Source organism: Planococcus soli, from assembly GCF_016881065.1.
In the GTDB taxonomy this organism is placed as follows: domain Bacteria; phylum Bacillota; class Bacilli; order Bacillales_A; family Planococcaceae; genus Planococcus; species Planococcus soli.
In genome coordinates, this window is record NZ_WXYN01000016.1 from 12,706 (window position 1) to 34,547 (window position 21,842).

Sequence of the window (21,842 nt, forward strand, 5' to 3'; positions counted from 1 at the left end):
GATATGGAAATGCAGCGGTTTAAATCTGAATTTTTTAAGGCTTTGGCTCATCCGCTTCGGATTCGCATTCTGGAAATATTAGCTGAAGGCGATAAAAGTGTGAATGAAATCCAGCTATTAGCTGAAAGTGAAGGATCGGCAGTATCACAGCAACTGACGGTTTTAAAAGCGAAAAATATTGTCACCGGCACAAAAGAAGGAAATCGCGTCATTTATTCGTTGCGGGACCCGATGATCACGGAACTATTGGATGTGGCTAAAAGGATCTTTAACAACCAGCTGTCGGAAACGATTACGATTTTGGACCGGCTCAAGTACACGGATAAAGAAGAATAGAGTTTAATGGAAACACGGAGGAATGGAGAGGCTGATATCCATTCCTTTTTTATGCAAAAAAGAGATGCGGAACGTCTGTATTCGGCAGGCTAAAAGATAATTCAGCGCAGATGGTTGACGTCGGAAAATACACATGGTATGATTATCTCGAATTAAAGATATATTAATTCAAGGTAAATGAGGTGAACCGAATGGAAGTGCTGAATCTTAACTTGAAAGCATTGACTGTACTGGTTCGGGCCACAGATGCTCTTCACGAACTGATTAAAAGGGATGTCGCGCAATACGGGCTGAACCCGACCGAATTTTCGGTGCTGGAATTGCTGTACCATCGGGGAAGACAGCCGATTCAATCCATCGGCAAAAAAGTCTTGATTGCCAGCAGCAGCATCACTTATGTGGTCGATAAACTGGAAGCGAAAAATTACGTCGAACGAAAAGCATGCCCGGAAGACCGGCGTGTGACCTTCGCGGAACTGACGACTGAAGGCCAGCAAATAATGGAGACGATTTTTCCGAAGCATGAACAAGCCATCAACAATGTGTTTCAAGGAATTGAGCAGCAGGAACTGGAAGAAATGATCTGCACCGTCAAAAAGATAGGCTGCCGATCACAAAATGCTTAAATTTTTTTAATCCTATATCTCGGCTTCGAGATAATAACCATACTAATACCAAAAATGAGGAGAGATACTTATGAACGAATTAAAAGGAATGCACCACGTAACCGCCATCACGAGCAGCGCTGAAAAAAACTACGAGTTTTTCACTTACGTACTGGGCATGCGCCTGGTTAAAAAAACCGTTAACCAGGATGATATCCAAACCTATCATTTATTTTTTGCGGATGACAAGGGTTCGGCGGGGACCGACATGACGTTCTTCGATTTCCCGAACATCCCGAAAGGCACTCACGGCACGAATGAAATCTACAAAACAGCATTCCGTGTTCCAACGGATGATGCCTTGTCTTATTGGATCAAACGCTTTGACAAATACGAAGTGAAGCACAAAGGCATCCAGGACGTATTTGGCAAGAAAACCTTATCATTCGTCGATTTCGACGATCAGCAATACATGCTGGTATCGGACGAAAACAACGAAGGCGTAGCATCCGGGACGCCGTGGCAGAATGGGCCGGTTCCCCTGGAGTTCGCCATCACTGGCCTTGGCCCAATCCATATCCGCATCGCGGAATTTGAATCATTCAAAGAAGTATTGGAAAAAGCCATGCTCATGCGCCAAGTCGCAAAAGAAGGATCTTTCTACCTGTTTGAAGTAGGCGAAGGCGGAAACGGCGCACAAGTGATTGTCGAGCACAATAAATTGTTGCCTTCCGGACGTCAAGGCTTCGGAACTGTTCACCACGCAGCCTTCCGTGTAGCGGATACGAGCGTGTTGCAGGAATGGATCGACCGTATGCAAAATCTTGGATTCAATACGTCCGGCTACGTCGACCGCTTTTTCTTCGAATCGCTGTATGTGCGGGTAGCACAAGGCATCCTGTTCGAATGGGCAACAGATGGGCCTGGCTTTATGGGCGATGAGCCTTACGAAACAGTGGGCGAAAAATTGTCATTGCCGCCATTTTTAGAGCCGAAACGCGACCAAATCGAGAAATTGGTGCGACCGATTGATACGGTGCGCAGCACACGCACCATCGAAAAAGAATATCTGTAAACAGGGGGAAAACATGAGTATTTTCAGTAAATTATTCGGAAAACAACAAGAGGAGGAAACAACAATGACTAAACTAAACATCGGCATCATTTTAGGGTCCACACGCGAAGGGCGCTTAAGCCCACAGGTCGGAAACTGGGTAAAAGAATTGGCAGACAAACGCGGAGACGCGAACTATACAATCATCGACATCGCAGATTATAAATTGCCTTTGCTTGGCGAACACGGCAGTGACGCATCTGGCGCGGCCGGCTGGTCTGAAGCGGTCGCGAAACAGGACGGTTTCGTCTTTATCGCACAGGAATACAATCACTCGATCACAGGATCATTGAAAAATGCACTCGATTACTTGCGTGTGGAATGGAACAATAAAGCAGCCGGCATCGTATCTTATGGGTCAGTAGGCGGAGCACGTGCTGCAGAACATTTACGCGGTATTTTAGGTGAATTGTCAGTGGCGGATGTGCGCGTCCACCCGGCTCTGTCCCTGTTCACAGACTTTGAAAACGGTGCCGAACTAAAAGCGGCGCCAGTCCAGGAAGATTCTGTCAATCAAATGCTGGACCAGGTCATCCCGTGGTCAACGGCATTGAAAACCATCCGTTAATCCATCTTTTAGATATAAATCACAGAATGTGCATAAACAGCTGCGCATTCTGTTTTTTTAGCTACAATAGAGATGTGCAGGGATATACTTAGAGGAGTAGAATTTGTTTCCCTGCTCTTACAATAGAAAAAATAATGTGACTCCTATTCTTCGATGATTGGCCAAGCGCCAGCGCGTCCACAGGTTAAGTGAAGCAGGAAGCAAAATCAATGCAAATTTCAATTCCATCAGTAAAGGAGCAGATAAGAATGATTTCAATCGATCCGGAACAAAACAAAGAACGGGACAACTACAAACTGCTGGTCGGCTCGATCATTCCGCGTCCCATCGCATTCGTCACGACGCAATCAGAGTCGGGCGTGGTCAACGGAGCGCCGTTCAGCTATTTCAACATCGTCTCCTCCAATCCGCCCATGGTCTCTCTGTCAATTCAGCGGCCGACAGCGGAGCTGAAGGATACAGCTCGCAATATTTACGCGAATGGCGAGTTTGTGGTGCATATTGTGGACCGCGATAATGTCGGCAAGATTAATGAAACTGCGGCTTCTTTGCCACCTTCGGAAAGTGAAGTGGAAATGGCCGGCCTGACGCAGATTCCGAGTCAGCTCGTTTCGGTTCCAGGGGTTCAGGAATCGAAAATCCGTATGGAGTGCCGCTTAGTGGAATCTGTTGCACTGGGAGGCGACGGTCCTGGCAGTGATTTGTTTATCGGACAAATCGTCCAGTTTCATGTGGACGACAGTATTTACGAAAACGGCCGCATCGACCCGCGAGGATTGGATGCAGTGAGCCGGCTCGCAGGATCGAGCTATGCGGCAATTGGCGAGATCTTTTCGCTGGAGCGGCCAAAATAAAAAAGGAAGAAAAGGCGCTTTTTGGAAAGCGCCTTTTCTTCCTTTTTGCTTGAATTGATATCTTTTCTACCGATTAAACGATCTTCTCGGAAGGCAATCCTTGTGCAAGCAAAGCTGTAAATTTCTCGGCAGTCAGCGGCTTGCTGTAGAAATAGCCCTGGATTTCATCACATTCGAGTTCTTTCAGCAATGCCAGCTGCTCTTCGGTTTCCACACCTTCCGCAATGACCGACATGTCCAAGCTGTGGGCAATGAAAATCATGGCCTCAACCAGTGCTTTGTCATCAAGGTTGGTAGCCATGTCCTGAACAAAAGGTTGAGCGATTTTCAAGTTGTTGAGCGGAAAGCGCTTCAGGTAGCTCAACGATGAGTAGCCGGTGCCAAAATCGTCGATGGCAATCTGCACGCCCAATTGCCGCAATGCCTGCATGCGGAAAATGGCTTTTTCCGCGTCATCAACGGCAACGCTTTCCGTAATTTCAAGTTCGAGCGAAGAGGCGGGAAAACCTGTTTGCTCAAGAGCCTGTTCGATTGTGTACAGCAAATCATCTTGTGCAAACTGCAGGGGAGATAAATTCACAGCCAGTTTCAGCTGAGAAAATCCTGCGTCATGCCATTCTTTAGCCTGCCGGCAGGCTGTATAGAGCACCCATTCACCCATTGGCAGGATCAGCCGTGTTTCTTCTGCCAAAGGAATAAACTCGCCTGGTGAAATAACGTCCCCGCCTGCTTTTTGCCAGCGGATCAATGCTTCCATGCCGATAATTTCTCCTGTTGAAGTCTCAACCTGCGGCTGGTAGTGCAAGATAAACTCATCATAAGTAATTGCGCGGCGCAGATCGTTTTCGAGTGCTATTTTTCTAGAGGAGGTAAAAGCCATTTCATCCGTAAAGAATTGATAACTGTTCTTCCCCTTTTCCTTGGCATGATACATGGCGCTGTCGGCGTGCTTCAGTAATTCTTCTGTTGTGTCACCATCTTTAGGAAAGACAGCGATGCCGATGCTCATTGAGATATGCAATTCCTGTTCATTGACAGTAAGCGGCTTTGAAAGAGCGGACTGCAGCCTGTGGATCATTGGGATAATGTCGTTTTCGGTTTGGATATCGTTGAGAATTAACGTGAATTCATCGCCGCCCTGCCGGGAAATGACATCGTTGGAACGCAGGTTTTCGCTGATTTTTTGCGAAAAACGCCGCAGCAATAAATCCCCAAACTCATGGCCGAAAGTATCATTAACGTTTTTGAACCGGTCCAAATCAATGAACACAACAGCGACTTTTTTTGAACTTTGTGCCGCCGCAGAGATGGAGGTTTCAAGTTTTTCCAAGAACAGCCGCCTGTTCGGCAATCCGCTCAGCACATCGTGGTAGGCCATGTGCTTCATCTGTTGCACTGCTTTTTCCAGCTGTTGGTTTTTGGAAGTAATTTCTTCCGTTCGCTGTTCGATTTTGTGCTCGAGCACGGAAGTCAGGCTGTGGTATTGGTATAACAGCTTTTGGTTGTTCCGCAAAGTAAAAATCTGTCTGGTGATCAACAGGAGAACAGAAGCTCCAGCGCCGGCAATCAGCCCGTTCATCTCTCCCTGTTGTTCAAAGATCATGACGACAAACAGCAGAATCATGCTGAAGTATGGAAGCAGCAGCCGCAAAGTGATTTTTCCGTCAGGCAGTGCAATAGCGGTTTGCAAAACTGGTTCTTCGGAACTTTCAAGTGACTGCAAGCCGGCAAGTGCCATCAAGAGCAGGCCAAAAGACCATAGAGGATCGTATAAATTACCATAGCTGTAACTGCCGGCAATCGTTGAGTAAAGATGTACGTTATCTGCAATTACCTGCACGATCAACCCCGCTACAATAAAAGCCAGTACGCGACGCGGGAAAAAGTGGAGAGAGCCGTGGTAAAGGCTGATGGCCCCGAACAGCAGCAGCAAGTCACCGACAGGGTAGCCGATCGATACAGCAAACAGCAGAGGAGTTGAAGAGCCTGCAACAAGGGGGTAAATTAGAAAATGCCAGCTGAGCGCTGTGGATACCGAGACAAGGACACCCATATCAAAAAGAAATTTAATCTGGTAGGCGCTCTCTTTCTTTTGTAAAATTTGATAAGCAAAAGCAGCTATGTAGAAAAACATCTGAAGAAAATAAAACAAATCTGGCCATCCCGGATAGGCGACTTCGCTGGTTGTTGCGATGTGGCTGTATAACCAAAAGCTTTCAGCGATCGTGTAGCTGAAGCATCCCAGTGAAGCCAAAAGCCAGAAATAGCGGTCCCTGCCGGCTGATTTCAAATAGACAGTGAGCAGGGTGATTGCAGCAGCCAAAGGAGCGATCCATGACAGTAAATGAAGGGCCAGCAATTGGCTGCTTCCGGTACCCCCAAATATAATCCAGCCATAATAGACGGAAATGTGAAGAAGGATAAAACCAGAAAACAGTTTTTTTGTTTTGGAAGGAATAATCTTCTTCACCTCATTTTTAGTATGGGAATTTGAAAAGAACTATTAGAATTTAACAAATTCATTCATATTTCTTTCCATTATAAAGAAGTTTATCGTATAAAGAAACACAAACATTACAGATAATAACAATTTTGTGTAAATAATTACTCATTTTTTCAGGTGAAAAGTCTAATGGCCTATTTAAATGGAAGGTACTTTTATATGGTTCACGGTAAAGAAATCTACTTTAATCCGGAATAAAAGAACAGCATTGTTGGATAACCATATAGAATTGTCATGAAAATTATTAGTAGTTACCAATAAAAAACGGGTAATTGAAATGTTGATGTGTGGATGAAATGGAAGCACAGCTAAAACGGAAAGTTACCATTTCGGCTGTGATTTTTTGAAAGTGATTTTTTCTAAGCAGCTTTAAGAATTTAAACTTTTATAAACTAAAGGATATTTAAGCGGTGCTATGGAATACATAGAAGGTGCGTGAAATAAACTTAATTTTCAAACATAATTTTATGTTAGGAGAGAAGCCGTGAGCGAAGGGGTCTACGAAGTGTTTGCCATCAAATATGCTGCAAGAGAAGCGAGGGCATCTGAACATTTTTATGGCAGGAGCGATCCCCATGAAGATGGTTCCATGCCGATGGATTATTTTATCTGGGTCGCGAAATCCAATACACACACGGTTGTCATTGACGCGGGATTCACTGAAGCGGTGGCGGCCCGAAGAAAGCGTGACTTTTTAAGATGCCCCATTGAAACCTTGGGCAGTTTGGACATCAAAGCGGAAGATGTCAAGCATGTCATCGTGACGCATATGCATTACGACCATATCGGGAATCTGGAAAAGTTTCCGGATGCCCAATTTATTCTGCAGGAAGCCGAGATGATGTTTTGGGCAGGGAAGAACGCTTCCCGCAAGGAGTTCAGGAAATTGGTGGAAGCGGAAGACGTCTTGCATCTGGTTAAAGAAAACCTGGAAGGCCGCGTGGATTTCGTGTCCGGCATAAAAGAAATTGTACCGGGCATCACGGTATACGGGACAGGCGGCCATTCAGCGGGTCTGCAATTCGTCAAAGTGCAAACTGTGGAAGGAAACGTCATCCTAATGTCCGATGTCAGCCATTTCTATGCAAATTTTGAACAAGAACGTCCTTATCCAATTATCCATGACCTATCGAAAATGTATGAGGCATTTGATCTGGTCCGTTCGGTGAGCGATGAGGCAACCATTCGGGTCCCCGGCCATGACCCGAAAGTGATGGAAAGGTTCCCGGCACCGAGTCCTGAGCTGGAAGGAATTATTGTAAGGATATCGTGATTGATTGGAGAACGATCAAAGGGGGAAAGACGATGGACTATGAAACACTTGGCAATACCGGGATTCAAGTATCAAAGCTGTGTTTTGGGACGATGTCGTTCGGGGGGAATGCCGACGAAGAAACCTCGCGTGCCATGTTTAACCGATGCCGGGAGGAAGGCATCAACTTTTTCGACTGCGCCAATGTCTACAATAAAGGGGTGTCAGAAGAGATATTGGGCAGATGCATTGCGGACAGTCGGAACGACATCGTCCTGACGACGAAAGTCAATGGAGCCACTGCGTCCGGCATTAACAATAAAGGATTGTCCCGCCGGCATATGATGCTGGAAGTTGAAAACAGCCTGAAGCGATTAAATACGGACCGAATTGAGTTTTACTTTGTCCATGCTTTCGATCCACTGACGCCGATTGAAGAAACCTTACGGACCATGGATGACCTTCAGCGCCAAGGGAAAATCCTTTATCCTGCAGTAAGCAATTGGGCTGCTTGGCAAATCGCCACCGCTCTTGGCATCTCGGCCAAAGAAAGCCTGGCCCGCTTCGAATGTGTGCAGCCGATGTACAACCTGGTGAAACGGCAGGCGGAAGTGGAAATTCTGCCGCTTGCTGCTGCGGAGAATATGGGAGTGATTTCCTATAGTCCGCTTGGCGGCGGCTTGCTGACCGGGAAGTATGCAGGCGGTAAAAAACCGGAACAGGCCAGGCTGGTCGTGCAGAAAAACTACCAGAAACGCTATGCTGAAAATTCCTATTTTGAGACCGCGGACCGCTTCACGCAATATGCAGCTGAGCGGGAAGTGCATCCGGCCACGCTCGCCGTTGCTTGGGTCATGTCCAATCCGGACGTTAGGGCACCGATTATCGGAGCCCGCAGCCTTGAACAACTGGAGCCTTCTCTTGCAGCGTTGAAAATCGACATGACACCGGAGTGGCGACAGGAAATCTCGGGATTATCGGCAGCGCCGCCGTTGCCAACGGATCGTTCAGAAGAAGGGTAAGGGTTTAATGGAAGAGGAAAAGGACTGGTCCCTTGTAATTAAGGGCTAGTCCTTTTTCATTTTGGGGTTTATGGAAACACCGAATTTGTAAAGGATGCCGAAAAGCGGGATACTAAGCTTGTATGGAGTAAATACACCATAGTTATTGAAGGAGGATTTTCATGTCGATTTATTCGTACCAGACGAAATTATCAAATGGAGAAAAAATAGATTTCGGAACTTTGAAAGGCGAGGTCCTATTGTTCGTCAACACCGCCAGTAAATGCGGATTGACCCCTCAATACGAAGAATTGGAGGGATTGTACAAAGTGCATAAAGAAAAAGGCTTTGAAATCATCGGGTTTCCATGCGATCAGTTCGGGGGACAGGAGCCTGGCACGGACGAAGAAATAATGGAGTTCTGTTCAACCAATTTTGGTGTCAGTTTTCCGCTTGCCCAAAAAATCGAGGTAAATGGTGAAAATGCTCATCCGATATATCAATACTTGCGCAGCCAGGCCGCGGCGGATGAGGAGTTTGATGAGGCAGGTGCTTTGCAAAGGGAAGATCGTGACATGTTGGAAAGCTCGGATATCCAATGGAATTTCACCAAATTCCTGATAGACCGTAAAGGAAATGTGGTGCATCGCTTTGCGCCGACAGTCAAACCGAAAGAGATGGAACGCATCATTGAGCAACTCGTGAACGAAGCTTGATGAATAGAATAGGATAGAAGAAAGCAGAAAACCAAAAGCAAGGCTGAGCGGATACCCGCTCAGCCTTGCTTTTTTCTTTTGTCTCCATAAAAAAGATCTTCGTGCTAAACTTTAGCCGCCCAAATCTCAATTTCAATTTTGATTTCAGGCAAGCCCAATTCCGTGATGTATCCAACAGTCATTGCAGGATAATCCCCGCCGAACAATTGTGACCACTCGGAATACATGAACTCCCAATCAATCTTCTCGGTTGCCCATATATTCACCTTGATGATGTCACCGGCGGTTAACTGCTCGGAAGCCAGCACTTTGCGTATATTGGCGAAGGTATTGGCAAGCTGTTGATTAAAGCTCTCTGGAAGCTTCCCACTGAAATCCACGCCAATTTGACCGGAAGTCACATATAGTTCGGCATTTCTCGGTATTTTGGTGATGTGGCTGTAATTACCGACAGGTTTTGGCATATTCCCGGGATTTCGTCGTGTGATTTTGCTGTTGTCCATTTGAGTTTTCCGCCTTTCTGGGTGGTTGAAAGGTTAGCAACTGAATTTTTTAACCTAATTGTAATTATTCCATAGTGCACTATACCGCAACTTCTTACAAAAGAGTCTTAAGCTGCTTTGTTCAGATTAATTTTTTTCGCATGCGCGTAGTATTGAATTCTACTGAGCTTGTCCACCTTACAGCTTCATCATCATGCCATCCAGCGGGCGCTCCATCTGCAATTCCATCCATACAGCGGTATCGATGAGTCCTTGGAGGTCCATTCCAGTTTCGATGCCCATGCCGACGAACATATTGACCATATCTTCGGTGCAGACATTGCCGACGGCTTTCGGCGCAAAAGGACAGCCGCCCAGACCGCCGATCGAGGAATCGAAGCGGCGGATTCCGGATTGATAGCCCGCTAATACATTTGCCAACCCCAACCCTCTTGTATTGTGAAAGTGGAGGCCGAGTTTAATGTCATTTCCGTACTGCTTCTGGAATTCCTGAACCAAATGACTCACTTGGAGGGGAGTGGCCAGTCCGGTTGTGTCGGCCAATGTTATTTCGGTTGCGCCTGCTTTGACGAAGGTCTCGGCTATTTCAAGAACCCGGTTAACCGGAACATCTCCAGAAAATGGACAGCCGAAAGCTGTGCCGAGAACGCCTGCTACTGTTTTCTTCGCATCAGCCGCTTCTTTTATGACCTTCACTAGCTCTGCTACATTCTGATCAACGGTTTTTCTGGCATTTTTTAAATTGAAGGCATCGCTGGTTGCCGTTACAACATGATAACTGTCGACAGCTGTTTCCAACGCTCTCTTCAAACCGGAATAGCTCAAGACAAGACCTGCATAGGAAACGCCATCAAGCCGGGGAACTAGCTTCATGACTTCTTCAGCGTCAGCCATTTGCGGAACAACTTTCGGATTTACAAATGATACTGCTTCTATTTTTTGGGCGCCTGCATCGATCAGTTTGGTGATCATATCAACTTTTTGGTCAGTGGTGACCAGTTTCTTTTCATTCTGCAGTCCGTCACGAGGACCCACTTCACAAATTTCAATCATTAGACTTCCCCTTTCCATAACTCTATTTTCGGGTTGGCCATCTGGACCAGGACATCATCCCGGCCTTGATAGATGTGCTCCTGCATGGCGATTTTCGCACGTTCCGGTTCCCGGTTCTCAATCGCTTTCAAAATGGTCTTATGCACTTCCAATGAACGAAGAAGCTGGCGTTCGTTATACCAATAAAATGAACGGAAGATCAAAGGGACGACAACAACTTTGGAAATATGGGACCTGAGGTGCTCGTTTTTCGTCGCTTTGAAAATTTCTTCATGGAACTCCTGATTGGCTTGCTGAATGTTTTTTATGGTGGAGATATCGGATCTTTTCAGTTTGCTGATGGCTTGCTCATAAGCTGTATTTTTTTCATGCATAAACTGCAGTTCTTCTTTGGTGCGGTTTAAAGCGGCTTCGCCGGCGCCATGACTTTCCAGCAATGCACGCAAATTATAAATTTGGCGGATGTCTTCGATGGAAAACTCCTTGACGATATAACCTCTGCGTTTAAATGGAATAATCAGCCCGTCCGATTCCAGTTGTTTAATGGCATCCCGGATCGGGGTTCGGCTCACTTGCAGTGATTCCGCAAGAGCTTCTTCTGTTAAACGCTTGCCTGGCTCATATTCTCCGATAATGATTGCGCTCTTGATCGCGTTATACGGGTTCATATAATCTCCTCGCTTTTAATTTATTGTATACAATAAAAAATATAACAGCAAACTATAATCAATTTACTGTGAATATAAATGTTTTTTCAGTGATTTTAGCTATTTAATTACTAAGGATTAAAAATAAGTTGACCTACTGTATACAATGTGATAGTTTTTAATCAATTGCTAATTGTTAGAAAATTATGTTTTTAACTTTGGATCTTTCGAAGAAACCGCAGTTAGCAGCAATTGAAAAAGACGATGGCTATACCAAAAAAGAAAGCGCTCTCAATAGAGGCTTGTTTCAAGGCTACAGAATTATACCTCGGAGGTGCAATGGATGACAACAGATAATCACACAATGGAAGCAGAAGGAACGACTCTTGGTACGGCGACGATGAACGAACAACAAGAAAGATCACCACTCGAAGGAATCCGTGTGCTGGAACTGGGAACATTGCTTGCGGGCCCATTTACCGGACGCATGCTTGGAGATTTTGGAGCGGAAATCATCAAGATTGAAGCACCGGACAAAGCGGACCCGATGAGGCAATGGGGACAGCAAAAAGACGGTGAAGGACTTTGGTGGCCAATCCAGTCACGCAACAAGAAATCTGTGACGTTAAACTTGAGGACCCAAGAAGGACAGAATATTTTCAGGGATCTGGTCAAAGAAGCGGATATAGTCATCGAAAATTTCCGGCCGGGCACCATGGAAAAATGGAATCTTTCTTATGAAGAATTATCTGAGATCAACCCCCGGATCATCATGACACGCACATCAGGCTACGGGCAAACTGGCCCTTACCATAAACGCGCTGGATTTGGCAGTGTGGGTGAAGCGATGGGCGGTATCCGCCACGTCACCGGATTTCCTGACAGGGCACCTTCGAGAATCGGAGTTTCGCTGGGAGATACGTTAGCGGCATTGTTCGCGACGATCGGTACATTGACCGCATTGAATGAACGGCATTTTTCAGGAAAAGGGCAAATGGTCGACACGGCCATATATGAGTCGGTGTTTTCGGTTATGGAAAGCACCATCCCTGATTATCTGCTGGCGGGTTATGTGCGTGAGCGGATGGGGAATATTCTTCCGGGTGTGGCACCGTCTAATATTTACCTGACGAAAGAAAATACCTATGTGGTCATCGGCGGAAATGCAGATGGGGTTTTCAAACGGCTTTGTGAAGCGATGGGGCAGCCGGAATTGTTTGAAAGCCCGAAATACCATACGCATCATGCCAGAAGTGAGCATATGACAGAGCTTGACCAATTAATTGAGAAATGGACGAAATCCATAAATACGAAAGAGCTGCTGGAAATACTGGCAGAGAAAGGGGTTCCGTCCGGGCGCATCTATTCAGCGAAAGATATTGTGGAAGATCCGCATTACGCAGCGCGAGACATGATCATCAAAACAGATCATCCGGTTTTGGGGGAATTCCCCATGCCTGGTGTGGTTCCAAAACTTAGCAGGACTCCTGGGAAAGTGAAGCATGTGGGAGCTGAATCCATTGGAAAAGACAACGCCGCCGTTTATGGGAAATTGTTGAACTATGATGAAGAAAAACTGAAGGACTTGAAGGACCACCAAATTATCTGACCGAAAGAAGGAAGCTGCTATGGGAAAAACGCTTTATGAAAAAATTTGGGACCGCCACGTCGTGGTGCAACAGCAAGCGCAGCCAGATATTATTTATATCGATCTTCACTTGATTCATGAAGTAACGTCACCACAAGCTTTTGATGGACTTCGGCTGGCAAACCGGAAAGTCCGCCGGCCGGATCGGACATTGGCGACGATGGATCATTCGATCCCAACAACAGATCGCCATCTTCCGTTCGAAGACAAAATAGCTGAGCAGCAAGTAGAGGCATTACGCCAAAACTGCAAGGATTTCGGCATTGAATTATTCGACCTTTTTAGCGCCAGACAAGGAATCGTTCATATCATCGCGCCAGAGCTGGGCTTGACCCAACCGGGACAGACGATTGTCTGCGGAGATAGTCACACCGCAACGCATGGCGCTTTCGGAACACTTGCTTTTGGTATTGGTACAAGCGAAGTTGAACATGTACTGGCTACCCAGACGCTAAAGCAGTATAAATCAAAGACGATGGCCATCAATTTTAACGGCAAGCTGCCAATCGGCGTAACTGCAAAAGATTTGATCCTTGCGCTGATCGGGAAGTATGGCCATGATTTTGCGACCGGCTACGTCCTGGAGTACCGCGGCGAAGCTATCCGCAATCTGACAATGGAAGAACGGATGACGATATGCAATATGTCTATTGAAATCGGCGCACGCGCCGGGCTGATTGCCCCGGATGCTACGACTTTCGACTATTTGAAAGGAAAGGAATATGTGCCGCAAGGACAAGAATGGGAGGCGGTAATGGAAGATTGGCGACTGCTTCAAAGCGATGAAGATGCCGATTTTGACCGTGCTGTCGAATTTGACTGTTCGGAAATCGAACCGCAGGTGACATGGGGAACCAATCCGGGTTTGGTGGTTGGTATAAACAGTAAGGTGCCGGGACCTGCGGAGGTGGCAGAAGAAAAACGCCAAATGGTTGAAAGCGCACTGGCCTACATGGATTTGGAGCCTGGAACGGCCATAACGGATATTGCCGTCAATACGGTTTTTATCGGATCCTGTACAAACGGGCGTATTCAGGACTTGCGTGAAGCCGCTAAAGTGGTTGCCGGTTATCGAGTGGCATCAGGGATTCGTGCTCTTGTGGTGCCGGGCTCACAGTCTGTCAAACAGCAGGCGGAGGACGAAGGGCTGGCAGAAATCTTCATGGATGCCGGATTTGAATGGCGTGAAGCCGGATGCAGCATGTGCCTTGGGATGAATCCCGACATCGCAAAGCCTGGGGACCGGGTTGCCTCCACTTCAAACCGCAACTTTGAAGGGCGTCAAGGAAGGGATTCAAAATCACATTTGGTCAGCCCATCCATGGCTGCAGCAGCGGCAATCAAAGGACATTTCGTAGATGTCCGCAACTGGCCGATTAAAGTGGGAGAAGGGGTGTAGTCATTGGAAGCCTTTAAAACACATACTGGAATTGTAGCGCCGCTTGACCGGGCGAATATCGATACGGATGCCATTATTCCGAAACAGTTTTTGAAACGCATTAAAAGGAGCGGGTATGGGCAGTTTTTATTTTATGACTGGCGCTTCGACAAAAACGAACAGGAAAATCCTGATTTTTTGCTAAATCGTGAACCTTACCGCAATGCCACAGTTCTGCTGACACGTGACAATTTCGGCTGCGGCTCTTCGCGCGAACATGCTCCATGGGCCATCGAGGATTTCGGTTTCCGTGCCGTCATCGCCCCATCATTTGCGGATATTTTCTATAACAATTGTTTTAAAAACGGCATTTTGCCGATTCAGCTGCCGGCGGAAGACGTGCAGCAGCTTTTTGAAAAAGCGTCTGTCCCGGGTTATCAGCTGACAGTCAATCTGGAAAAAAACTTCATAGCAGATGGGCAAGGCTATGAGAAAAGTTTTGAAGTGGACGATTACCGGCGGAATATGCTCCTTAATGGACTCGATGAAATTTCAGCGACAATTCAATACGATGCCGAAATTACCGATTTTGAAAAAAACCATAAAATTCATTACTCCCTCTGAAAAGGATCAAAGGATAAGGGTTGCAGATGATCAAAATAACAGAACGTTAAAAGGAGCTATCTTATGGACAATAGGCCAATCAAAGAACCGATTCGTAAAAAATGGATTTGGATTGTTCTGGTACTGATCGTGCTCGGCAATGTTCCCTGGTATATGCCGGCAGGATCATATGAACCACTCATTTTAGGCATCCCTTATTGGGCATGGATCATTGTTGGGTTTTCTCTCCTGCTTTGCGCTTACTTGAGCTGGGCAACTTTGAAGCACTGGAATATTGTGGAGGATATTGAAGAAGAAGAGAAGAGGAGGAAAGCGAATGAATGATTTAACCTTTTCAGGTATGGATGGTGTCTTAATCTTATCTGCCTATGCGGTTGTCATGCTGCTGATCGGTTATTTTTCAGGGCGCGGCGATAAAACGCTTCATGACAGTATGAGCAACTATTACTTGGCCGGGAAGAATCTGGGCTTCATCGCTTTGTTCTTCACACTTTATGCGACACAATATAGCGGAAATACGATTATCGGATATGCACCGACTGCTTATCGGACCGGTTTTGCCTGGCTGCAGTCCATTACGTTCATGACGATCATTATCGGCGTCTACTTATTGTTTGCCCCAAGATTATATGTAATATCCAAAAAGCTGAATTTTATCACGCCGGCCGACTGGATTGCTTACCGTTTCAAATCCAAGGCAGTCACCATTTTGGCTGTACTGTTAATGCTTTGGGGTCTTGGGAATTATCTTTTGGAGCAGTTGGTCGCTATCGGACAGGCAGCTTCAAGCCTGACGGGAGGAACCATTCCATACCAGGTAGCCGTAATCGCCTTTGTGCTGGTCATGCTGATTTATGAATGGTTGGGCGGAATGAAAGCGGTTGCATTCACGGATGTCATGCAGGGGCTCGTTTTAATGGTGGGAATCGTGATATTCCTCGCGGGAGCTGTCTATTTGGTCGGCGGCAACTTTGCAGGCGCCACCCAATTTATCGCTGAAACCGAACCAGCCAAGCTCGGGGTTCCGGAAATGATGACTTCGGTCAATTGGCTGAGCATGATCCTGCTGGTCGGCTTTGGAGCAGCAATATACCCGCATGCAGTCCAACGGATTTTTGCGGCTGAAAGCGAGCGTACGCTAAAACGGTCATTTTCCCGGATGGCTTGGATGCCCCCGATTACGACGGGGCTTGTATTCATCATCGGAATTTTAGGGATTGCCCTTATACCTAACCTCGATGTGGCAGGATCGGAACAGCTGGTCGGTTTGATGGCCAACGAAATAGCCGGCATCAATGGGTTCTTTTACTGGGTGATGATCATCTTCTTCGGTGCGATTGTTGCGGCGATTGTATCGACGGCAGATTCTGTATTATTAAGTTTTTCATCGATTGTGTCCAACGATATTTACAGCCGGTTCATCAATCCTAACGCGCCGGAGCGCAAGAAAGTTTTGGTCGGGAAAGTGACGGGTATCTTTGCTGTAGCTATCCTCTTGTGGATCGCCTGGTATCCGCCAGCAACTTTATATGAAATCTTTGTTTTGAAATTCGAATTGCTGGTTCAAGTATTCCCGGCATTTGTTCTCGGTTTGTATTGGAAACGAATGGCTGCACAACCTGTATTTTGGGGAATGTTGACAGGGGCTATCATTGCAGGAGTCCTTACGTGGACTGGGCATAAAACTATATTCGGGGTTCACGGCGGTGTTATCGGCTTGGCTGCCAACTTCCTGATTGCGGTTGTCGGCTCTTACCTCGTAACAGCTACCGTAACAGAAGAAGAAGAGGAAGACTTGAAGAAAATCGATTTGGCTTATCGGAGAGAATACTCTGATTAAAGCCCATAAAAAGAGATGACTAGGTATGAATAAATCTATACTGCAAGATGGTGTATTGGTAAATATAAACCCTTGGCGGATGCTTACATGGCTGCTGATTGCCCAGATCATGGTAGCATTTGTCGGCCGAAGCTTAGCGCCGCTTGGGGTATTGATCGGAGAAGATCTGTCGCTGACGAAAGCGCAGATCGGTATGCTGCCGGCCGCATTATTTTTAGGGCAGTCTTTGGTATCCATACCCGCCGGTTTTGTGGCGGATCGGATTGGATCAAAAAAACTGCTTTTTCTTTTATCGTTGTGCCTGGGACTGTCCTTCATCCTCATGACGCTAACTTCTGTCTATGCACTGGTGTTATTCATGGTGGTACTTGGAGGAATCGGCTATGGGACGATGCATCCAACGTCCAATAAAGGCATCATCTACTGGTTTTCCGAAAAACGCGGAACGGCTATGGGCATCAAACAGATGGGCGTCACTCTTGGTTCGGCTCTGGCCGCACTCTTGATGCTGCCAGCTGCTGTTGCCTGGGGCTGGCGGCCAGTCCTGTTCGGAGCGTGCCTGCTATTAATCATCACCGGCTTGTTGGCTTATCGGTTTTATCACGATCCCCCGGCAGCAGAAGCGCAGGGGACGGAAAAGCCGGCACGCTTGTTTGCTTCAGTTCTTCAGATGTTCCGGGAAAAACCGCTGGTCCTCGTCAGTCTTGCGGCCATGGGACTGAGCGGAAGCCAACTCATCCTGAATACGTATATTGTGCTGTTTGCCTATGAGCATCTGGGCATCAGCTTAGTATTGGCCGGCATGCTGCTGGTCATCTCCGAAGTCAGCGGTTCGTTCGGCCGTGTTGCCTGGGGAGTAATCAGCGATAATTTGTTTTCGGGCAAGAGAATTATCGTTCTGGTCATTATCGCGTCCTTATCGATTTTGACTTCGCTTGTCATCAGTCAGCTGCCAGAAGGAACATCCTTTTGGGTCATGGTGCCGATTACGGTGCTGTTCGGATTTTGCATTTCAGGCTTTAATGGAATCTGGATGAATGCTGCAACCGAGCTCGTGCCGATCAAACAGGCAGGCATTGCCAGCGGCTTCAGTTTGACCCTGGGTTCGTGGGGAGTCATTATCGGGCCGCCGCTGTTCGGCTATATTGTTGATGTGACTGGCGATTTCACATATGGCTGGCTGTTCCTCGCCCTTATGCTGGCAGCGGTGATTATTCTGCTGCTTTTGGCAATGGCTATCGTGAAAAAAGAACATCGGAATCAGAAAATACAAGATGAGGGTTGATGAAACTTCACTGGAGGAGTTAGCATGAATATTGATTTAAGGGATATTGATACGCAGCAGGCGTATAAATTGATGTCAGGATCTGTAGTGCCAAGAGCGATTGCCTGGGTGTCCAGCATAGACGGGAATGGCAAGCGCAATCTCGCACCTTTCAGCTTTTTCACTGTCGCCTCAAGAAATCCGCCGATGCTGTGCATCTCAATCGGACCAGGCGTTGGAGAGCGGGAAGGCACCGTCAAGGATACGCTGGAAAATATTCGGTCGCAAAGGCAGTACGTCATTAACATTGTCAACACGGAATTGGGCAATGAAATGCATGAAAGCGCCAAAAATTTTCCGAGTGATGTGGATGAATTCGAAGCCGCTGGAGTGACAGCGGCAGACAGTGTATCCGTTGCTCCCCCAAAAGTGGGAGAAGCGCCTATTTCATTTGAGCTCGAACTTGACCGCATCATTGAACTGGGAAGCGACCACTTGATTCTTGGGAAGGTGGTCCATTACCATATTAAAGACGCCTACTACCTTGGAAACTATAAAGTGGATCTGGAAAAACTGAAGCCGCTCGGCCGATTGGCAAACGGCTATAGTGAAATGCAAGGGTTTTTTACATTACCGAGGGAAAACTGAGGAGTGGCAACGGCTAACGAAAAAGTCGGATTTTGTGGATATTATTATTTCCACGCAGGATTACTTCTAAAGAGTATGCAACCAATAAAAACAAAGTAAGCTGCTCGATAACAAGCTGCCCTTCGCAATATAGGGCAGCTTTTTTTAGTTGATCTACTGACCAGGTTCTTCTTTCTTTGGTGACATCCTAATAAATGAAACAAGTAACTAATTTAAACAAGGGAATGGGCTCCGCAGTATCGAAGTTACTGACAAGCCCTAAAATTAAAGAGGAGGCACCACATGAAACCTAAAGTTTACATCGCCCGCCCTATCTCACAAGAAGTGGAAGAATACATCGGAGAACATTGCGATTACCGGAAGTGGCAGGGGGAAGGACGGATTCCGCTGGACATGCTGATGGAAGAAATAAAGGATGTGGAAGGCGTGCTGGTTCAGCATGCACCTGTTACGGATGAACTGTTGGAGGGTGCGCCCAAATTGAAAGTCATCAGCAATTCGGCAGTCGGCTACGATTCCTTCGACCTGGAAGCGATGAAACGGCGCAAGGTACTGGGTACGCACACGCCTTTTGTGCTGGATGAAACGGTAGCGGATCTGGTCTTCAGCCTGGTTCTTTCCACTGCGAGACGCATACCTGAACTGAACAATTTCGTGAAGCAAGGAAAATGGGATAAAGAAACGGAGTCCCGCGACTTATTTGGCATCGACGTGCATCATGCCACTATGGGCATTATCGGTATGGGCCGCATCGGTGAAAAAATTGTCAGAAGAGCCCGATTCGGTTTTGAAATGGATGTCCTCTACAATAGCCGCACGCCCAAGCCGGAGCTGGAAGAGAAATACGGCATCGTCTATAGCGAGCTGGAAACGCTTCTGGAAAAATCCGATTTTGTCGTCCTGATTGTGCCATTGACTCCTGAAACGCATCATCTGATGGGGGAAAAGCAGTTTGAAAAGATGAAGAACAGCGCCATCTTCATTAATTGTGCCCGAGGTGCGGTCGTGGATGAAAGAGCGTTGATTCATGCTTTGGAAACAGGGCAGATTCGCGGAGCGGGTCTCGACGTCTTTGAACAGGAACCTGTCAGCCCGGACAACCCGCTGCTGCAGATGGAGCAGGTCGTCGCTCTTCCGCATATCGGATCAGCCACGGAAAAAACACGCGCCGCGATGGCCATGAAAGCCGCGGAAAACCTGGTTGCTGGTGTGACCGGCAAAAATCCTCCAGACGTGGTCAAGGAGTTGCGAGGATTGTTGGATGATCCAGACCGATTCTCCGAGAAATTCAACTCAAAATGAAAAAGAGGCGCAATTCTTTTAAGGGCGCAATAGCAACAAAATTATCTTGCTAACGGTGTCCAATTCTTATCGCCGACATTAAACCTATAATGCATAAGACCATCAAATTGTGTGTAAACTTGATGGTCTTTTTCTGTTGCTGTCACAATGTTTTACTTATAAGGTACGTTTAAATTGCAGTGTAGCATAGGCCAACATATTGACCTGCAGATTCATACGTAGGTTAACATGCATTTATTTTCCATTAAATTGAATATTTATTGATTTTCGCCTTTTAAGGAGTAATCTGACTACTTGTGTTAAAATAGATAGTAAGATTGTGAGCCATTACACCTCCACTAATGAGGCAGCAGAGTTAAAGGGGCTGTCAAAATGAAAGGTAGGATACCATGGATGAAGCGCAGTGGGATATACGAGAAGTTAAGCATTTAAAAAAGATACAATTAGTTCAAGGCAATCTTGCAATGCTGTTGTTATTCTTGCTGCTTGTTTATTTTGCTGATAGCGGGAGGCATTCCATCATTATTGGGATATTTTTTGTAGTGATGTGGATAGTGCTAGCCATCACCTTATACACCCTAAAAACGGGACGCCCAGTTGGTACAAAGACAAGTAAACGTGTGCAGGAATTTGATAAAGATCGTCTGGGAGAGAAACGTTGGAGACGAAATAGAATAATTGAAGCTGTCGGCATCGGTATCGTAGGCGTTGGCATTGTAATTTTATTGTTTGTTGTGGACTTTAGCGCTGCACGATTGGACTCTCCCAGCTATCATTTCCCATTCATTGGGGCTTGGGTAGGCTATAACATAGGAGAGATTATTAGAATCAGCAGTTTATAAGAGCAGCCGAAAAGTATGTGATAACTTTTGTTCAATTAATGTTTTTAGTTGAACAAGTAATTGAAAATAAGTAAAGAAAAATTTAAGTTACAATTATCTTTACAAAATAAGATAGGGTTCGCTATGCAAAATAGCACTTCGATTCACGAAAATGCGGATCGGAGTGCTGTTTTTTGTTTGAACTTACTAGTTAAGGGTTTAAAATATCTAGAGGCTTGAGTTGCCTTACATACTGTCTTGGCTATTTTTGAGTCTTTGATTTTCTTCTTCCAATGCTTGGATTTTCTTTTCGTATTCGGTTATTTTTATCGAACGAGTTGAACTTTTTGCCATAAAGAACAAAAAAACGATAATGAGGCCAGCTAAAAACACCATTAGAAGTATCGGTGACAAGGCAATAATGTTTTCCATATAATTTCTCCTTTTAATATAATGCTCAAATTCCCGAAGGATTCGGATAGATTTTACATTTAAAAACATTGTTGCTAATAGTGTATCAAAGAAACCGTTAGTTCCTATGTGAATTAACGGTTTCTTTGATGCAAATACTAATGCGGTCTAATGAACGAAAGCTATGTTGTTCGATTAAAACTTATGTATCCTCTGCTTCTTTTTTGGATGCACGGAGGTATTCAAGCCAGAAAATCCACAAGGTTGCCGCAGCACCGACCCACAATGAAGGGCTCGACAGCGAGATGCTGTTGCGGGATTCTCCACCAAGCAAAGTTAAGACAGCGAGCACGAGCAATGGCACCACGATCATCAGTACGGGGAAAATGATCATATAGCGTTTCTTTTCCCGGCGCGGCCGAAGCGTCAATGCGCTCAATACGACCATGAGGGCAATCACTGCAAACAGGATCCACGTGGGAATGCCGAGCGAAGAAAGCGTTCCAGGGAAATAATCATTCACCAGGAGTGTACATAAATTAATCAATAAAACGGCAACGATGAGCCAATAGGTCTTCAAAATAAAAATCCTCTCGGTGTTGGTGTAGTAGCTAAGTCTTCCCCTTAGTGTAACAAAGCTAGTTGGATATAGCAGGGGATGGAGAAAATCAGTTTCTTATTGTGAAGTTAAGGTGAACTATTATTTTATTTGCTGAGAAAAAGCTTAAGGGCTGCGGCGTCTCAATACTGAGTT

23 protein-coding genes are annotated in these 21,842 nt (G+C 46.1%); 17 read left to right on the forward strand and 6 right to left on the reverse strand.

Going from position 1 to position 21,842, the window contains the following annotated elements:
* The first annotated feature begins 3 nt into the window (after positions 1-3).
* The 5 genes from GJB59_RS07735 to GJB59_RS07755 all read left to right on the forward strand — a co-directional run bounded on the left by GJB59_RS07735 (position 4) and on the right by GJB59_RS07755 (position 3,477).
* Positions 4-336 carry an ArsR/SmtB family transcription factor gene (locus GJB59_RS07735; RefSeq protein WP_425325247.1) on the forward strand — a complete coding sequence of 111 codons (333 nt, stop codon included), beginning with the start codon at positions 4-6 and terminating at the stop codon, positions 334-336.
* 191 nt (positions 337-527) lie between these two features.
* Positions 528-962 (forward strand): MarR family winged helix-turn-helix transcriptional regulator, encoded by a 435-nt coding sequence (locus GJB59_RS07740; protein WP_142826693.1) that lies wholly within the window; start codon positions 528-530, stop codon positions 960-962.
* A gap of 70 nt (positions 963-1,032) precedes the next feature.
* Positions 1,033-2,016, forward strand: coding sequence for a ring-cleaving dioxygenase (locus GJB59_RS07745; RefSeq protein WP_142826694.1), 984 nt, complete (start codon positions 1,033-1,035; stop codon positions 2,014-2,016).
* Positions 2,017-2,029: 13 nt separating this feature from the next.
* Positions 2,030-2,623: an NADPH-dependent FMN reductase gene (locus GJB59_RS07750; protein WP_185959991.1), complete on the forward strand. Its 594-nt coding sequence runs from the start codon at positions 2,030-2,032 to the stop codon at positions 2,621-2,623.
* Between the two features lie 248 nt (positions 2,624-2,871).
* The gene (locus GJB59_RS07755; protein WP_142826696.1) at positions 2,872-3,477 is read left to right on the forward strand and encodes a flavin reductase family protein; all 606 of its coding nucleotides are present in this window, start codon (positions 2,872-2,874) and stop codon (positions 3,475-3,477) included.
* Between the two features lie 73 nt (positions 3,478-3,550).
* Here GJB59_RS07755 and GJB59_RS07760 read toward each other — a convergent pair whose 3' ends face one another.
* The gene (locus GJB59_RS07760) at positions 3,551-5,947 is read right to left on the reverse strand and encodes a putative bifunctional diguanylate cyclase/phosphodiesterase (RefSeq protein ID WP_328822963.1); all 2,397 of its coding nucleotides are present in this window, start codon (positions 5,945-5,947) and stop codon (positions 3,551-3,553) included.
* A 517-nt stretch (positions 5,948-6,464) separates the two neighbouring features.
* Between GJB59_RS07760 and GJB59_RS07765 the strand changes: the two genes are divergently transcribed.
* The 3 genes from GJB59_RS07765 (at position 6,465) to GJB59_RS07775 (ending at position 8,949) form a co-directional block, all read left to right on the forward strand.
* The gene (locus GJB59_RS07765; protein WP_142826697.1) at positions 6,465-7,253 is read left to right on the forward strand and encodes an N-acyl homoserine lactonase family protein; all 789 of its coding nucleotides are present in this window, start codon (positions 6,465-6,467) and stop codon (positions 7,251-7,253) included.
* A gap of 32 nt (positions 7,254-7,285) precedes the next feature.
* On the forward strand, positions 7,286-8,254 hold the full coding sequence (locus GJB59_RS07770) for an aldo/keto reductase (protein ID WP_142826698.1): 969 nt from the start codon (positions 7,286-7,288) through the stop codon (positions 8,252-8,254).
* 161 nt (positions 8,255-8,415) lie between these two features.
* Positions 8,416-8,949, forward strand: coding sequence for a glutathione peroxidase (locus GJB59_RS07775; RefSeq protein ID WP_142826699.1), 534 nt, complete (start codon positions 8,416-8,418; stop codon positions 8,947-8,949).
* A gap of 104 nt (positions 8,950-9,053) precedes the next feature.
* On the opposite strand, the gene GJB59_RS07780 is transcribed toward GJB59_RS07775, so the two are convergent.
* From GJB59_RS07780 to GJB59_RS07790, 3 genes are all read right to left on the reverse strand, one after another.
* Positions 9,054-9,452, reverse strand: coding sequence for a RidA family protein (locus GJB59_RS07780; protein WP_142826700.1), 399 nt, complete (start codon positions 9,450-9,452; stop codon positions 9,054-9,056).
* A gap of 177 nt (positions 9,453-9,629) precedes the next feature.
* Positions 9,630-10,505: a hydroxymethylglutaryl-CoA lyase gene (locus GJB59_RS07785; protein WP_142826701.1), complete on the reverse strand. Its 876-nt coding sequence runs from the start codon at positions 10,503-10,505 to the stop codon at positions 9,630-9,632.
* Entirely contained in the window at positions 10,505-11,173 is a 669-nt protein-coding gene (locus GJB59_RS07790; RefSeq protein ID WP_142826702.1) for a GntR family transcriptional regulator, read from the reverse strand. The genes GJB59_RS07785 and GJB59_RS07790 overlap by 1 nt, the downstream gene beginning before the upstream one ends.
* 379 nt (positions 11,174-11,552) lie before the next feature.
* Between GJB59_RS07790 and GJB59_RS07795 the strand changes: the two genes are divergently transcribed.
* From GJB59_RS07795 to GJB59_RS07835, 9 genes are all read left to right on the forward strand, one after another.
* Complete coding sequence (locus GJB59_RS07795; protein ID WP_142827218.1) at positions 11,553-12,761, forward strand: CaiB/BaiF CoA transferase family protein; 1,209 nt, start codon at positions 11,553-11,555, stop codon at positions 12,759-12,761.
* A 19-nt stretch (positions 12,762-12,780) separates the two neighbouring features.
* Positions 12,781-14,199: a 3-isopropylmalate dehydratase large subunit gene (gene leuC, locus GJB59_RS07800; protein ID WP_142826703.1), complete on the forward strand. Its 1,419-nt coding sequence runs from the start codon at positions 12,781-12,783 to the stop codon at positions 14,197-14,199.
* A gap of 3 nt (positions 14,200-14,202) precedes the next feature.
* A complete protein-coding gene (gene leuD / locus GJB59_RS07805) occupies positions 14,203-14,802 on the forward strand; it encodes a 3-isopropylmalate dehydratase small subunit (RefSeq protein WP_142826704.1) in 600 nt (199 codons plus the stop codon).
* 63 nt (positions 14,803-14,865) lie between these two features.
* Complete coding sequence (locus tag GJB59_RS07810) at positions 14,866-15,126, forward strand: hypothetical protein (protein WP_142826705.1); 261 nt, start codon at positions 14,866-14,868, stop codon at positions 15,124-15,126.
* Positions 15,119-16,642, forward strand: a complete 1,524-nt coding sequence (locus GJB59_RS07815) for a sodium:solute symporter family protein (protein WP_142826706.1) — start codon at positions 15,119-15,121, stop codon at positions 16,640-16,642. The genes GJB59_RS07810 and GJB59_RS07815 overlap by 8 nt, the downstream gene beginning before the upstream one ends.
* 25 nt (positions 16,643-16,667) lie before the next feature.
* Entirely contained in the window at positions 16,668-17,927 is a 1,260-nt protein-coding gene (locus tag GJB59_RS07820) for an MFS transporter (RefSeq protein WP_142826707.1), read from the forward strand.
* Between the two features lie 24 nt (positions 17,928-17,951).
* Complete coding sequence (locus GJB59_RS07825) at positions 17,952-18,554, forward strand: flavin reductase family protein (protein WP_142826708.1); 603 nt, start codon at positions 17,952-17,954, stop codon at positions 18,552-18,554.
* 282 nt (positions 18,555-18,836) lie between these two features.
* Positions 18,837-19,856, forward strand: coding sequence for a 2-hydroxyacid dehydrogenase (locus tag GJB59_RS07830; protein ID WP_142826709.1), 1,020 nt, complete (start codon positions 18,837-18,839; stop codon positions 19,854-19,856).
* Positions 19,857-20,245: 389 nt separating this feature from the next.
* Entirely contained in the window at positions 20,246-20,698 is a 453-nt protein-coding gene (locus GJB59_RS07835; protein WP_142826710.1) for a hypothetical protein, read from the forward strand.
* 225 nt (positions 20,699-20,923) lie between these two features.
* On the opposite strand, the gene GJB59_RS07840 is transcribed toward GJB59_RS07835, so the two are convergent.
* Together GJB59_RS07840 and GJB59_RS07845 are read right to left on the reverse strand one after the other, a co-directional pair.
* The gene (locus GJB59_RS07840) at positions 20,924-21,109 is read right to left on the reverse strand and encodes a LapA family protein (protein ID WP_185959992.1); all 186 of its coding nucleotides are present in this window, start codon (positions 21,107-21,109) and stop codon (positions 20,924-20,926) included.
* 181 nt (positions 21,110-21,290) lie between these two features.
* Positions 21,291-21,668 (reverse strand): hypothetical protein, encoded by a 378-nt coding sequence (locus GJB59_RS07845; protein WP_142826712.1) that lies wholly within the window; start codon positions 21,666-21,668, stop codon positions 21,291-21,293.
* Positions 21,669-21,842 lie beyond the last annotated feature (174 nt).